Source organism: Acidovorax kalamii (assembly GCF_002245625.1).
GTDB classification, from domain to species: Bacteria; Pseudomonadota; Gammaproteobacteria; order Burkholderiales; family Burkholderiaceae_C; genus Acidovorax; species Acidovorax kalamii.
In genome coordinates this window covers 132,616-146,206 of the sequence record NZ_NOIG01000008.1, presented here as the reverse complement: position 1 = coordinate 146,206, position 13,591 = coordinate 132,616, and the positions used below count along the sequence as shown (strand labels likewise).

The 13,591-nt window shown below is 67.6% G+C and carries 13 protein-coding genes; 8 read left to right on the top strand and 5 right to left on the bottom strand.

All coding sequences use genetic code 11. From position 1 onward, the window contains the following. Window positions 1-114 precede the first annotated feature (114 nt). Window positions 115-1,608, top strand: coding sequence for a M20 family metallopeptidase (locus tag CBY09_RS12045; RefSeq protein ID WP_094289835.1), 1,494 nt, complete (start codon window positions 115-117; stop codon window positions 1,606-1,608). A 130-nt stretch (window positions 1,609-1,738) separates the two neighbouring features. Continuing rightward, a complete protein-coding gene (locus tag CBY09_RS12040) occupies window positions 1,739-2,611 on the top strand; it encodes an alpha/beta hydrolase (protein WP_094290195.1) in 873 nt (290 codons plus the stop codon). Window positions 2,612-2,723: 112 nt separating this feature from the next. On the opposite strand, the gene CBY09_RS12035 is transcribed toward CBY09_RS12040, so the two are convergent. The 4 genes from CBY09_RS12035 to CBY09_RS12020 form a co-directional block, all read right to left on the bottom strand. Then, a complete protein-coding gene (locus CBY09_RS12035; protein ID WP_094289833.1) occupies window positions 2,724-3,170 on the bottom strand; it encodes a hypothetical protein in 447 nt (148 codons plus the stop codon). Further along, window positions 3,167-3,622: a DUF2628 domain-containing protein gene (locus tag CBY09_RS12030; RefSeq protein ID WP_094289831.1), complete on the bottom strand. Its 456-nt coding sequence runs from the start codon at window positions 3,620-3,622 to the stop codon at window positions 3,167-3,169. The genes CBY09_RS12035 and CBY09_RS12030 overlap by 4 nt, the downstream gene beginning before the upstream one ends. 225 nt (window positions 3,623-3,847) lie before the next feature. Further along, window positions 3,848-4,234, bottom strand: a complete 387-nt coding sequence (locus CBY09_RS12025) for a YidB family protein (protein ID WP_094289829.1) — start codon at window positions 4,232-4,234, stop codon at window positions 3,848-3,850. Between the two features lie 212 nt (window positions 4,235-4,446). Next, a complete protein-coding gene (locus tag CBY09_RS12020; protein WP_094289827.1) occupies window positions 4,447-5,811 on the bottom strand; it encodes a M20/M25/M40 family metallo-hydrolase in 1,365 nt (454 codons plus the stop codon). A 165-nt stretch (window positions 5,812-5,976) separates the two neighbouring features. On the opposite strand from CBY09_RS12020, the gene CBY09_RS12015 reads away from it, so the two are divergent. Further along, complete coding sequence (locus CBY09_RS12015; protein ID WP_094289825.1) at window positions 5,977-6,936, top strand: LysR substrate-binding domain-containing protein; 960 nt, start codon at window positions 5,977-5,979, stop codon at window positions 6,934-6,936. Here the strand turns inward: CBY09_RS12015 and CBY09_RS12010 are convergent. After that, window positions 6,878-8,059, bottom strand: coding sequence for an MFS transporter (locus CBY09_RS12010; protein WP_094289823.1), 1,182 nt, complete (start codon window positions 8,057-8,059; stop codon window positions 6,878-6,880). The two genes, CBY09_RS12015 and CBY09_RS12010, sit on opposite strands and share 59 nt — an antisense overlap. A 276-nt stretch (window positions 8,060-8,335) precedes the next feature. On the opposite strand from CBY09_RS12010, the gene CBY09_RS12005 reads away from it, so the two are divergent. From CBY09_RS12005 to CBY09_RS11985, 5 genes are all read left to right on the top strand, one after another. Beyond that, window positions 8,336-9,979 carry a long-chain-fatty-acid--CoA ligase gene (locus CBY09_RS12005; protein WP_240515699.1) on the top strand — a complete coding sequence of 548 codons (1,644 nt, stop codon included), beginning with the start codon at window positions 8,336-8,338 and terminating at the stop codon, window positions 9,977-9,979. A 73-nt stretch (window positions 9,980-10,052) separates the two neighbouring features. Beyond that, window positions 10,053-11,312: a branched-chain amino acid ABC transporter substrate-binding protein gene (locus CBY09_RS12000; protein ID WP_094289821.1), complete on the top strand. Its 1,260-nt coding sequence runs from the start codon at window positions 10,053-10,055 to the stop codon at window positions 11,310-11,312. Window positions 11,313-11,822: 510 nt separating this feature from the next. Then, the gene (locus CBY09_RS11995) at window positions 11,823-12,302 is read left to right on the top strand and encodes a rhodanese-like domain-containing protein (RefSeq protein ID WP_094289819.1); all 480 of its coding nucleotides are present in this window, start codon (window positions 11,823-11,825) and stop codon (window positions 12,300-12,302) included. A gap of 64 nt (window positions 12,303-12,366) precedes the next feature. Continuing rightward, window positions 12,367-13,299, top strand: coding sequence for a serine O-acetyltransferase EpsC (gene epsC / locus CBY09_RS11990; protein WP_094289817.1), 933 nt, complete (start codon window positions 12,367-12,369; stop codon window positions 13,297-13,299). Further along, the gene (locus tag CBY09_RS11985) at window positions 13,296-13,565 is read left to right on the top strand and encodes a helix-turn-helix domain-containing protein (protein WP_094289815.1); all 270 of its coding nucleotides are present in this window, start codon (window positions 13,296-13,298) and stop codon (window positions 13,563-13,565) included. Before epsC ends, CBY09_RS11985 begins: the two co-directional genes overlap by 4 nt. Window positions 13,566-13,591 lie beyond the last annotated feature (26 nt).

Sequence of the window (13,591 nt, the reverse complement as noted above, 5' to 3'; positions counted from 1 at the left end):
CGGGGCTTGTGTTGGAATGCTGGTTTTGGCCCACAAGAACCTGTTGGCCGTCCCGTCGCAACCCGAACGGGACGGCACTCAGGCTCCCATTCCCCCCATCCAGGAGAGCTGTCCATGAACGCCCGAGTCCCCGCCCACGCCCTGCAACCCGCCCTGGCCCTTGAACGGGTCAGCCAGGCCTGGGACAACGACATTGTTCGCCAGCTCACCGACTACATCGCCATCCCCGCCAAGTCGCCCATGTTCTCGCCCGACTGGGCCGCGCAGGGCCTGCTCGACACCGTGGTGCGCAACGCCGCCGCCTGGGTTGAATCGCAAAAGGTCGAAGGCCTGAAGCTTGAAGTGGTGCGCCTGGAAGGCCGCACCCCTGTGCTGTTCTTTGAAATCGACGCTACCCAGGCGGGCGCCACCGACACCGTGCTCATGTACGGCCACCTGGACAAGCAGCCCGAGTTCAGCGGCTGGCGCAACGACCTCGGCCCCTGGACGCCCAAGTACGAGGACGGCAAGCTCTACGGCCGGGGCGGCGCCGACGACGGCTACGCGGTCTACGCCAGCATCGCCGCCGTGCAGGAACTCAAACGCCAGAACGTGCCCCACCCGCGCATCGTGGGCCTGATCGAAACCTGCGAAGAAAGCGGCTCGCGCGACCTGCTGCCCTACATCGAGGCCTTGAAGCCCCGCATGGGCAACGTGGCGCTGGTGGTGTGCCTGGATTCGGGCGCGGGCAACTACGACCAGCTGTGGCTCACCACCAGCCTGCGCGGCATGGCCACGGGAACGCTCAAGGTCGAGATCCTGACCGAAGGCATCCACTCCGGCGACGCATCGGGCCTGGTGCCCTCGTCGTTCCGCATCATGCGCCAGGTGCTCGACCGCCTGGAAGACAGCGCCACCGGCCGCCTGCTGCCCGCCAGCTTCCACTGCGAAGTGCCCGCCGACCGCCTGGCGCAAGCCCGCGCCACTGCCGCCATCCTGGGCGACGAGGTGTACAAGCGCTTCCCCTGGGCGCACTACGACTGCGGCGGTGCCACCACCTTTGCGCTGCCCACCACCACCGATCCGGTGCAGGCGCTGCTCAAGCGCACCTGGGAGCCCACGCTCTCTGTGACCGGTGCCGAGGGCTTCCCCGCGCTGCAGGACGCAGGCAACGTGCTGCGCCCCTACACCGCCTTCAAGCTCAGCCTGCGCCTGCCGCCTCTGGTGGACGCCGCCGCCGCTGTGCAGGAGCTCAAAGCCCTGCTCGAAGACAACGCGCCCTACCAGGCCAAGGTCACCTTCCAGGGCACGAGCGGCGCCACGGGCTGGAATGCGCCCAGCACCACGCCCTGGTTCGAACAGGCGCTCAACGAGGCCTCGCAGGCGCACTTTGGCGCACCCTGCGGCTACATCGGCCAGGGCGGCACCATCCCGCTCATGAACATGCTCAGCGAAGGCTTTCCCACCGCGCAGATGATGGTCTGCGGTGTGCTGGGCCCCAAGAGCAACGCGCACGGCCCCAACGAGTTCCTGCATGTGCCCTATGCCAAGAAGCTCACCGCCGCCGTGGCGCAGGTGATTGCGGGCATGGCGCAGCACCAGGCTGCAGCCACCACTCAGGCCGCCTGACCCCGGTCACCCACCGTCCCTGAAAACAGGCTCTGAGGGGCTGCAGTCCATGCAGCCCCTTTTTTTTGCGTTGGGCTTTTGAAGCCTGCCGGGTATGCTGCGTGCCATCCCCCTGACAGCCCCGCTGCCCATGAACGCCGACGACCTGACCCCCTCGACCCTGACCACCTTCACCGCCAGCGACGGCGAAACCCTGGCCGTGCAGGACTGGCCTCTGCCCGAGGGCGAACCCTGCCGGGGCACCGTGCTGCTGGTGCATGGCCTGGGCGAGCATGTGGGCCGCTACGACCCTGTGGCGCGCAGGCTGAACGACTGGGGGTTTGCCGTGCGTGGCTACGACCATTACGGCCACGGCGAATCGACCGGGCCACGTGGCGGCCTCACCAGCGACCTGCGTCTGCTCGACGACCTGACCGACCTGGTGGACGCCACCCGCGCCCGCATGCCGCAAGGCCAGCCCCTGGTGCTGCTGGGCCACAGCATGGGTGGCCTGGTCGCCGCGCGGTTTGTGGCCATGCACCTGCGGCCTGTCGATGCGCTGGTGCTGTCATCCCCCGCGCTGGACCCGGGCCTGAACGCCGTGCAAAAGCTGCTGCTGGCCACGCTGCCCCGTGTGGCTCCCAACCTGCGCGTGGGCAACGGGCTCGATGCGCAGTACCTCTCGCACGACCCGGCCGTGCCCGCCGCCTACCTGGCCGACCCGCTGTGCCACGACCGCATCAGCGCCCGCTTGGCGCGCTTCATCGCTGACGGCGGCCCCGCCACCGTGGCACGCGCCGCGCACTGGAGCGTGCCCACGCTGCTGATCTGGGCGGGCAGCGACAAGCTGGTGAACCCCGCAGGCAGCCGTGCCTTTGCCGCTGCCGCGCCCCAGGCCCTGGTGCAGTCGCACTGTTTCGAGCCGCTATACCACGAGCTGTTCAATGAAAGCCCTGAGCTGGCCGCGCCCGTTTTTGACAGGCTGCGCGGCTGGCTGGTGCAGCACTGCCCCTTGCCACGGTGAAGAATCAACGCGGCTTTCTTGGCGCCCATTTGCGGGCGCCGGGGGCTGTCGGAACTTTTTGAGCGAACAGTGGCTGCGGCGCTTACTGAGACTGAGAAAGCGCTGATAGCTATCAATTTAGAGACGACCCGTGCTCTGGACCGACCGCTGGCGCCAGCTGCTGCTGCCGTCGGTACATCACCGTGCCATAGAGCCCCAGGGTATACACCGCAGTGAACGCCAGCGCCACTACCCAGCCCCCGGCGGTGCAGGCGTCTAGGCTCTCCAGGGCGTCGCTCCAGCTGGGGTCGTCCAGCGTCTGCAAGTCGCGCCGCACTGCCAGCACCTTGGCCGTGGCAAAGTACAGCAGCATCTGCGCCGCCGCCACACGGCTGCGCCGGTAAAGGCCCCACCCCAGCGCGGCGATCAGGACCACGTCCAGCCACATCCAGGGCACATAGTTGAAGCCATTGGTGCCCAGGCTGGCGCCCAGGGTGACGGCCGCAGTCATGGAGCCCGTGAGCAGCGCAGCGATCCAGGCGGCGCGGATGCAGCGCACGCCCGCAGGCGCAGGGGTCACAGCCAACGATTGTCGCCCAGCACAATCTTCTTGTAATAGTCGCGGTTGGCTTGGTAGGCGAACAGGCCAATCCAACCACCCGTGTAATGCACGCCGTCCAGCAGGTGACCAAAGCCCGCCAGGCTGATCAGCGTCTCCAGCATCACGATGCCCGCCAGCCCTAGGCCGACGTAGGCCAGTCCCCGCTTCCACATGCCCTTGGTGGCGTAGTAGATGGGGCCGAACAGGCCTGCCAGCAGGTTGAAGTTGCAGCGTATGCGCTCGCCAAAACTCAGGTCCTTGAGCCGGGTCATCTTCAGGCCGCCAGCGCGTTCGATCAGCTCGAACCGCTTTTTCCACACCTCCGGCAGGCCGGGTGGCAGGGGGGTGGTGGCGGTGTTGGGCCCTGCGATGGCCGTTGCGGCCGCAGCCAGGGGATCGGTGCCGTGGGCTGCCGGGTTGCCGTTGCTCATGCTGAAAACTCCCTCGAAGTGTTGTGTGTGCGCTCGGTCACCCCGGCAGCGTCCGTTCGTGGCAGGCAGCGCTGGCCGGGTGGTGGCCCGGGATGCTAGGGGACTCTTCGGGGAAAAGGGTGTGAGCAGTTCTCTGAGTTGTTTGCAACGGTAACCGGCGTCCGTGCGCGGGGGCCTGGAGAGAGAAAAATCTCCTCGCGTGCTCCCATCAAGCGCTAGAAGCTATCATTTTTGAAGCAATCCACCCAGCATCCCCAACAGGTCGCTGGCATTGCCAAACCCGCCCTGCGGCGCATGGCCCTGGGGGCTGAGCTGGTCCACCAGGCCCGGCAGCACCTGGGCCAGCTGGCCTGCGGCGGCGCTGCTGCCCACGCCCAGCTGCGCGGCGATTTGTGATAGCGGCCCGCTGCCCAGCACCTGCGACAGCTGCTCGCCCGAGATCGCCTGGTTGGGCCCGCTGCTCAGCCACGAGGCAATCACATTGCCCAGCCCCGCCTGCTGGAACTTGGCCATCAAACCCGGCAGCCCGCCCAGCCCGCCGGCCGAGGCCTGTGCGCCGCCCTGCGACGCGTTGTTGATGACGGCACCCAAGACGGAATCGAGCAAGCCCATGGTGATCTCCTGCGGAAGAAAAAAGAAAGGGGAAGGGAGGAAGAAGGACGGATGAGAGGAACCCGCCCGCAGGCGCCCCAGGGCGGATGGTACGCACCCGGGCCGATGCCCTGTGTCAACAAACGTGAATTCTTCCGGTCTTTTCTTCCACTACCTGCGCCGGGGCGGTGCCCTGGCTTCGACGGGCTCAGCCCGAACGGATGGAGGGCTTTTTACTTCTTCCGTTTTTCCAGCAGCGGCTCGCTCACCCCCTGCACACCCACCAGGCCCAGAACGGTGATGAGCGAGGTCTGCGCGCCTTGCCAGGCGTCGGTCAGGTCGATCCACTCCGACAGCGCATGAAAGCCGCCCGTCTTGCCGCCGCCGCCCATCACGATGGCCGGGATGCCCAGCGACATGGGCACGTTGGCGTCAGTGCTCGCCCCGCCCAGGGTGGTCTTGCGGCCGTGCGCGCGGTTGGCGCGCACGGCGGCCTGCACGATGAGGGCGTCCGATGCGGTCTGTCCGCCCGGGCGGTCACCAATCAGCTTGTGCGACACGCTGAGCGACTGCACGCCCCAGCGCTGGTTTTCTTCGGCCACGGCCTCGTCGATGGCGGCGAGGATTTTCTTTTCGGTCTCCAGCAGCGGCGCCATCGCGTCCGAGCGGATGTCCACCGCCATGCGCGCATCGGGCGCAATGGTGTTCACCGAGGTGCCGCCACCCACCGTGCCCACGGTGAAGGTGGTCTTGGGGTAGCTGGGGGTCTTGATGTCGGCGATCTTGGCAATGGCACGGCCCATGCCGTGGATGGCGCTGGGCACGCGGCCAAATGCGGCGTAGCTGTGGCCACCCGGGCCCTTGAAGGTGACCTCGTAGCGGTGGCTGCCCGTGCCCAGCACCAGCACGTTGCCGTCGGCGGCGGGCTCCAGGGCCACCATGCCGTCGATGTCGCGGTGCTCGGCAAACAGGTGTTTCATGCCGCGCAGGTTGCCCAGCTCCTCCTCGCCCACATTGCCCACAAACAGCAGGTCGCCCACGGTCTCGATCTTCTGCTCGTTCAGCACCTTGAGCCACGACAGCAGCACGGCCAGGCTGCGGGTGTTGTCCGAAATGCCGGGGGCCATTAGCTTGCCGTCCTGCTCTTTCACCTTCACATCGGTGCCCGCAGGGAACACCGTGTCCAGGTGGGCCGAGATCACCAGCTTGGGCCCCTTGCCCGTGCCCTTGCGCAGGCCCACCACATTGCCTTCGGCGTCGATGGTGGCGTGCGTCAGGCCCAGGGCCTGCAGCCGCGCCAGAAAGGCCTCGGCGCGTTTTTGCTCCTTGAAGGGTGGCGCCTCGATCTCGGTGAGCATCTTCAGGTCGTCGATGGAGCGGGTGTGGTCGGCCCGCACCGCGTCCATCAGCTGGGTGATGCGGGGCGCGGCCAGCAGGCGCGTGAAGGCCGTCTCCACGGCGGGACTGAGCTTCTCTGGCGCCGAGGCCACGGCGCTTTGTGCGGCGGCGGGCGCCGTCCAGGTGGCGGCGGCCAGGGCAATGGCGCACAGCGCGTGGGTGGCGTGGGGGCGGCGGATGCGGGAGGGAGTGGATGTCATGGAAAGGTAGGGCAAAGCAAAAGCAGCAATGAAAGGCGCAGCTCCCCACCGTGGGCGCGGAGCTTGCATGCCCCGCATCGTCGCGCGAGTGCGCGGCGCCCGCTTTGCTTTAATTTGGCGGGCTGAAAGTTTTTCTTACACCTCCCCGCTTTGCCTGCCCCTTCCATGCACCGCCACATCCCCAGCACCCGCGCCCTCCTGGCCTTCGAGGCCGTGGCCCGCCACCACAGCGTGAGCCAGGCGGCCGAGGAGCTGTGCATCACGCACAGCGCCGTCAGCCAGCAGATTCGCCACCTGGAGGCCCAGCTGGGCGTGCTGCTGTTCGAGCGCAGCGCGCGTGGCTCGCGCCTCACGCCCGCCGGGCGGCGCTACCACGGCCAGGTGGTGGGCGACCTGCTGCGGCTGCAGAACCATACGCTCGAAGCCATGGCCCAGCGGCCCGACGGCACGCGCCTGCTGGTGGGCTGCGTGCCCGTGTTTGCCGAGCGCTGGCTGCTGCCGCGCCTGCCTGCCTTTCTGGCCCGGCACCGCCACTGCAGTCTGCATTTGCAGGTGTTTCCCACGCAGACCTACATGGCCGAGCTGCCGTTCGACCTGGCCGTGCAGTACGACGATGCGAGCTGGCCCGGCGCCCAGGCCACGCCGCTGATGCGCGAGGTGGTGGTGGCCGTGTGTGCGCCCGGCGCGCGCCACCGGCGGGCCATGGCGAGGGGCGACTTCCGCGCCGCGCCGCTGCTGCAGCTCAGCTCGCGCCTGGGTGCTTGGGACGACTGGTTTGCGCGCGCGGGCATCACCCGCGTGCCGGAACACCGGCTGGGCGGCCACCGGTTCGATCTTTTCTCGATGCTGGTGGAGGCTGTGCGCGCCGACCTGGGCGTGGGCCTGGTGCCGCAGTATTTTGTGCAGCGCGAGCTGGACGCGGGCACGCTGGCCCTGGCCCACCCACATGCCGACACGGGGGCCCGGGGCTACAGCCTGTTCATGCCACCTGCGCGCGAGCCCGACCCCACGGTGGCGGCTTTCACGCAGTGGCTGCAGGCCGAGGTGGCGGCCTCTGGCGCTGGCGTCACACCACCGCAGCGCGGCGGCGCTGCAGCGCCAGCCACAGCAGCGCCAGCCCGGTGAGGGTGATGGGCACCAGCGACCCGGCGTTCAGCAGCGTCCAGCCCTGGGTGGTGACCAGCACGCCGGATGAAAACGCACTCAGCGCCAGCGTGGCGTACACGCAGAAGTTGATGGCTGCCTGGGCGCGGTCCTTCTCTTCCGGGCGGTAGGCCGTCATCGCCAGCGTGGTGGAGCCGGTGAACAGGAAGTTCCAGCCCACACCTAGGAAGAACAGCGCAATGCCGAAGTGGTGCAGCTCCAGGCCCATCAGCGCCACGGCCACGCAGGCAAAGTTCAGCAGCACGCCCACGCCCATGACGGGCAGCACGCCAAAGCGCTTGATGAGGTGGCCGGTGACAAAGCCGGGCGCGAACATGCCGATCACGTGCCATTCCAGCACCAGCGCCGAGGCGTCGAAGTCAAAGCCACACACCTGCATGGCCAGCGGCGTGGCGGCCATCAGCAGGTTCATCACGCCGTAGCCCAGCGCGGCGCCCACAATGGCCACGATGAAGGCGGGCTGGCGCATCAGCACGGTGAGGGGGCGGCCCTGCTCGCGCTGGCCCGCTGCATTGAGCACCACGGGTTGCGCCTCGAAGCGAATGGCCGACATGCACAGCATGGACAACAGCGCCACGCCGATCAGCGCAATGTAGGCGCCCGCAAAAGGCACCGGGAACAGCGTGCGCGTGGCGCTGGCCAGGTTGGGGCCCGCCACGGCCCCCAGCAGGCCACCGGCCAGCACCAGCGACACGGCCTTTTCACGGTAGTCCGGCGTGGCCAGTTCGGCCGCGGCAAAGCGGTACAGCCCGCCATTGGCGCTGTAGTAGCCCGCCACCACCGTGGCGGTGCACAGCAGCCAGAAGCTGGCGCTGAACGCCGCCCAGGCACACAGGGCGGCCGATGCCACGGCCACGGCCAGCCCGATCTGGAACGACACCTTGCGCCCCCAGCGCGACTGCGTGCGCGCCACCAGCGGGGTGGACAGTGCCCCGCCCACCACGTAGCCCATCACCGGCAGCGTGGCCATCCAGCCAAACGGCGCGAGCTGCAGGCCCACCAGCCCGTTGATGGCGATGAAGACGACGTTGTTGGTGAGAAAAAGGCCTTGGCACAGGGCCAGCAGCCACAGGTTTCTGTTCATGCGAGAGCGCCACACGGGCAGGAGGGGCCGCGTAAAGCTGCGGCGAAGGGCGGGATCACCTGGGGCGATTGTGCACAAGCGGGCGGCGGCGCGCCGTCTTGTTTCGGCAGCGTGGGCTGCAGGGGCCGCGCAGTCTGCATTCGCTGCAGTCGCGCACACGACAAGCCCGCCCCGCGTTGTTTGCGACGATGTGCCCGCCCCGGTAAAGAGGGCTCTGCACCGGCCCCCTATGGGTGCCGCGATGCAGCAAGGCGCACATCCTAGGAGACAACGGCAATGCAGCAGCAGCACCAGCCCGGCAGCATGATGGACCGACCCTTACTGATTTCGGCCATTCTTGAGCATGGCGAGAACCAGTACGGCGATCAGCAGATCGTCTCGCGCGATACCGATGGAAGCCTGCACCGTTACCGCTTTGCTGACATGGCCCAGCGCGCCCGGCAGCTCGCCAACGCATTGCAGGCGCTGGGCCTGCGCCCTGGCAGCGTGGTGGGGTCGCTGGCCTGGAACAACCACCGCCACCTGGAGGCGTATTACGCCGTGTCGGGCAGCGGCATGGTCATGCACACCTGCAACCCGCGCCTGCACCCCGAGCAGCTCGCCTACATCGTCAACCACGCCGACGATGAGGTGGTGCTGTTTGACACCAGCTTTGCGCCGCTGGTGCGTGCCATTGCGGCGTCGTGCCCCCGCGTGCGGCACTGGGTGGCGCTGTGTGATGCCGACACGCTGGGCTCCATCGACCTGCAAGGAGTCACCGGCGTCGAGGCGTACGAGACGCTGGTGGCCCGCCAGGCCGACCGCTTCACTTGGCCCCTGTGCGATGAAAAGGCTGGCGCGGCGCTGTGCTACACGTCGGGCACCACCGGCAACCCCAAGGGCGTGCTGTATTCGCACCGGGCGCTCGTGCTCAGCGCCCTGTCGGCCTGCATGCCGGGCGTGCTCAGCATCAGCGCGCGGGAGACCATCCTGCCCGTGGTGCCCATGTTCCACATCAACGCCTGGTGCCTGCCCTATGCGGCGCTGATCGGCGGCGCCAAGCTGGTGCTGCCCGGCCCGCGCCTGGACGCTGCCAGCCTGTACGAGCTGATGGAGACCGAGCGCGTCACCGTCAGCGCGGGCGTGCCCACCATCTGGATGGGCCTGATCCAGCATGTGGAGCAGCACGGGCTGCGCTTTACCACCATGCGGCGCACGGGCGTGGGCGGATCGGCCATGCCCAAGGCGCTGATCGCCAAGTTCAACGACGTGTACGACGTGGAAGTGCGCCACGGCTGGGGCATGACCGAGACCACGGCCATTGCCACCATGAGCGTGCTGGGCGCGGCCGATGCCGAGCTGCCGCCCGAGGACCGCCACGCGCTGGTGGCCAAGCAGGGCAAGTCGGTGTTCGGCATCGAACTCAAGCTGGTGGATGAAAACGGCGCCAGCCTGCCGCGCGACGGCGTGGCGCAGGGCGAGCTGATGGTGCGCGGCCAGTGGATCGTGGACCGGTACCACAAGGCCGAGCGTTCGGCGCTGGTCGATGGCTGGTTCCCCACGGGCGACATCGCCACCATCAACCCGCAGGGCGTGGTGCAGATCCGCGACCGCACCAAGGACGTGATCAAGTCAGGCGGCGAGTGGATCAGCTCCATCGACCTGGAGAACGCCGCCGTGGCCCACCCTGCGGTGGCCATGGCGGCGGTCATCGGCGTCAAGCACCCCAAGTGGGACGAACGCCCGTTGCTCTTCATCGTGCGCAAGCCAGGCCAGTCGCTGGACAAGGCGCAGATCCTGGACTTTCTGGCGCAGCGCGTGGCCAAGTGGTGGCTGCCCGACGACGTGCTGTTTGTCGAGAGCCTGCCGCTGGGCGGCACCGGCAAGGTCCAGAAAAACGAGCTGCGGCAGCGCCATGGCGCGGTGTTTGGCGGCGAATGACACGGCCATGCGCTGACGGCCTTCGGTTTTGGCTTTCCTTTCTTTCCCAACCACCCACCCCACGGAGACAGACATGAATTTGGTTCCCCGGAAATGGCCGCGCCATTGGTTGAAGGCCGGCGCATGCGCCGCAGCGCTGGTGATGTCCGCGCATGCCGGTGCGGCCGAGACGGTGAAGATCGGCTTTATCGACCTGCTGTCCGGCCCGTTCGCGCTCACCGGCCAAAGCTCGCTCAACCAGCTGCGTGAGGTGGTGGCGCAGGTCAATGCCAAGGCCGGGCCCAACGAGCCCAAGTTCGAGGTGATGGACTTCGACAACAAGGGCACACCGCAGGAGAGCCTGAACGCGCTCAAGGCCGCCACCGACCGGGGCGTGCGCTACATCACCCAGGGCGGTGGCTCGGGCGTGGCGCTGGCGCTGGTGGATGCGCTCAACAAGCTCGCCGAGCGCGACCCCGAGCGCGCGACCGTGTACCTGAACTACGCCGCCATGGACCCGCAGCTCACCAACGAGCGCTGCAGCTTCTGGCACTTCCGCTTCTATCCGTCGAGCGAGATGAAGATGGAGGCGCTGACCACCTACCTGCAAGGCCGCAAGGACGTGAAGCGCGTGTATCTGCTCAACCAGGATTACACCCACGGCCGCCAGGTTTCCAAGGCCGCCAAGGAATACTTGGCGCGCAAACGGCCTGACATCGAGGTCGTGGGCGATGACTTCATCCCCATCGCCCAGACGCGCGATTTCGCCTCGTACGTGGCCAAGATCGCCGCCACCAAGGCCGACACCGTCATCACCTCCAACTGGGGCAGCGACCTTACGCTGTTGTTCAAGTCCTCGCGCGACTACGGCCTGAACATCAACTACTTCACGCTCAACGCCAACAACCCCGGCACGCCCGCGCAGATCGGGCCCTGGGGCGAAGGCAAGGTCGGGGTGATCTGGAACTGGGTGCACAACGCCCCCACCCCCGAGCTGGAAAAGATCTACGTGGACTACAAGAAGAAGACAGGCGACGACTTTGTGTTTGCCGCTCACTGGAACAGCATGCACATGCTGCGTGAGGCCATGCGCAAGGCCCAGTCCACCGACGCCAAGAAGGTCGCTTTTGCGCTGGAAAACATGACCTACAAGAGCCCCATGGGCGAGGTGCGCATGCGCAAGACCGACCACCAGCTCGAAGCCCCGCTGTACCTGGGCATCTGGGCCAAGCAGGGCAGCAAGGGCGTGAAGTACGACGCCGAAAAGACCGGCTACGGTTTCCGCTCCGAAGTGGCATGGGACAACTACATCAGCGCCCAGCCCACGTCCTGCCAGATGAAGCGGCCGTCCTAAGCGCCCTGTAGCTCAGACGTTCCCTCGGCAGCACGCCGCGCACGCTGCGCAGGCAAGCTGGCGACGCTTTGGTGGGCGTCGTCGGCATGGGCCCCGTTCCCTCTCGCCTGGGAGCGGGGTCTGCACACGTTCAAGCGCTTTGTACGTGATGGCTTCAACGCGTCGCCCGGGGCACACAGTCCGCAGCCCCCGCTGACGGGCGCCCCATACCTCCAAGCCCCCTTCGCTGCAGGCTCTGTGTCGGTGTGCGCCACCGGGGCCTCTTGCGCCGCCGGTGGCGCCTTCAAGCCCCTGGCTCCCTGCTGGTGCGCAAGCCGCAAAGAGACAAGTCCTTTCTCCGCAGAGATTGCGGCCAGCCCGGGCCCCTTCTTTCGCTCTCTGCGTTCCCATCAGATGATTTGGTTGTAAAGAAAACGATTTTTATTCGTTTGGTTTTTGCGGACCCCCGCATAAATTGGTGGCTATCCCCACCCAAAACCGCTTTCCCCCACGTTCCAGGAGACCCCGTCCATGTCCGCCGAAGCCCTTGAGATCGCCCTGCCCGAAGCCTTGGAGGCTGCCCGCGCCGATGCCGCTGCCCAGGGGCTGAGCTACGCCGGTGGCGTGCGCCCGGCGGTGGCGTGGGCACTGGTGCAGTCGGGCCAGGCCGTGTTGGTGGACGTGCGTTCGGCCGAGGAGCGCAAGTTTGTGGGCCATGTGCCCGGCAGCCAGCATGTGGCCTGGGCCACGGGCACGGCGCTCACACGCAACCCGCGCTTTGTGCGCGAGCTGGAAGCCAAGCTGGCCAAGGACGGCGGCAAGGACGCCGTGGTGCTGCTGCTGTGCCGCAGTGGAAAGCGCTCGGTGCTGGCGGCCGAGGCGGCGGCGGCCGCCGGGTTTCACCACGTGTTCAACGTGCTCGAAGGCTTTGAGGGCGAGATCGATGAACTGCAACACCGGGGCGGCGGCGATGGCTGGCGCTTTCACCAGTTGCCCTGGGTGCAGGACTGAACAGCGCGCTGGACCCCCGAACTTTTGCAGATTGGAAAGACCGGCACAGCCGGCATGACACCCCATGGCCCTTTTCGACATTGAACAGATCGCGCAATCGCTGAGCGCGGCCCGGCGCGAGTGGCGCGATGCGCACAACCGCGTGCAGGATGCGGGCGAGCGCGAGTTCCCCTCGCGCGACGCCCTCGCCCAGGTGCTGCACCAGCTCAAGGGTGCGCTCTTCCCCATGCGGTTGGGGCCTTACGACCTGCGCCAGGAGAGCGAAGATTTCTATGTGGCCCACACGCTGGACAGCGCCTTGCATGCGCTGCACGTGCAGATCGGGCTGGAGCTGCGCTACAGCGCCCGCCGCCAGGCGCTGGACGGGTCGGATGTGGAAGCACAGGCGCGCCGGTCGGCCCAGGCGTTTGCGCAGTCGCTGCCCGCCATCCGCCGCCTGCTCGACAGCGATGTGCTGGCGGCCTACCAGGGCGACCCGGCGGCGCGCAGCGTGGATGAGGTGCTGCTGTGCTACCCCGGCATCCTGGCCATGATCCACCACCGGCTGGCGCACCGGCTCTACCAGCTGGGCCTGCCCCTGCTGGCCCGCATCGTGGCGGAGCTGGCGCACAGTGAAACGGGCATCGACATCCACCCTGGCGCGCAGATTGGCGCAGGCTTTTTCATCGACCACGGCACCGGCGTGGTGATTGGTGAGACGGCGGTGATCGGCGAGCGCGTGCGGGTGTACCAGGCCGTCACGCTGGGTGCCAAGCGGTTTCCCACCGGTGCCGACGGCCATCTGCAAAAAGGCCTGCCCCGCCACCCGGTGGTGCAGGACGATGTGGTCATCTATGCGGGCGCCACCATCCTGGGCCGCGTCACGCTGGGTCGGGGTGCCGTGATTGGCGGCAATGTCTGGGTCACGCACGACGTGCCCGCTGGCAGCCATGTCACGCAGGCCAGTTCGCAAGAGTCGGACCGTTTTGCCTCGGTACTGGCGGGGGCTGCGCTGTGAGCACGCTGGTCCAAGGTTTTGGCCTGGCCGTGCGGCAGTCGCGCGAGGCCCGGGGCTGGTCGCAGGAGCGCCTGGCCGAACACTCCGACCTCAACCGCTCCTATGTGGGCGAGATCGAGCGCGGCAGTGTGATCGCCTCGCTCGCCACCGTCGAAAAGCTGGCCGGTGCGCTGGGCGTGGCGCCGTCGGGCCTGGTGGTGCGGGGCGAGGCCGTCCAGCGGGCCCAGCTGGTGCGAGGCATCCAGTTGGCGGCTATAGCCTGTTGAGGCCACCTGCCTCGCCACAGGACACT

Excerpts from the sequence above, each read along its gene's own strand:
- CBY09_RS12045 (WP_094289835.1), top strand. The coding sequence starts at position 115 with ATGAACGCCCGAGTCCCCGCCCACGCCCTGCAACCCGCCCTGGCCCTT.
- CBY09_RS12040 (WP_094290195.1), top strand. The coding sequence starts at position 1,739 with ATGAACGCCGACGACCTGACCCCCTCGACCCTGACCACCTTCACCGCC.
- CBY09_RS12030 (WP_094289831.1), bottom strand. The coding sequence starts at position 3,622 with ATGAGCAACGGCAACCCGGCAGCCCACGGCACCGATCCCCTGGCTGCG.
- CBY09_RS12025 (WP_094289829.1), bottom strand. The coding sequence starts at position 4,234 with ATGGGCTTGCTCGATTCCGTCTTGGGTGCCGTCATCAACAACGCGTCG.
- CBY09_RS12020 (WP_094289827.1), bottom strand. The coding sequence starts at position 5,811 with ATGACATCCACTCCCTCCCGCATCCGCCGCCCCCACGCCACCCACGCG.
- CBY09_RS12015 (WP_094289825.1), top strand. The coding sequence starts at position 5,977 with ATGCACCGCCACATCCCCAGCACCCGCGCCCTCCTGGCCTTCGAGGCC.
- CBY09_RS12010 (WP_094289823.1), bottom strand. The coding sequence starts at position 8,059 with ATGAACAGAAACCTGTGGCTGCTGGCCCTGTGCCAAGGCCTTTTTCTC.
- CBY09_RS12005 (WP_240515699.1), top strand. The coding sequence starts at position 8,336 with ATGCAGCAGCAGCACCAGCCCGGCAGCATGATGGACCGACCCTTACTG.
- CBY09_RS12000 (WP_094289821.1), top strand. The coding sequence starts at position 10,053 with ATGAATTTGGTTCCCCGGAAATGGCCGCGCCATTGGTTGAAGGCCGGC.
- CBY09_RS11995 (WP_094289819.1), top strand. The coding sequence starts at position 11,823 with ATGTCCGCCGAAGCCCTTGAGATCGCCCTGCCCGAAGCCTTGGAGGCT.
- epsC (WP_094289817.1), top strand. The coding sequence starts at position 12,367 with ATGGCCCTTTTCGACATTGAACAGATCGCGCAATCGCTGAGCGCGGCC.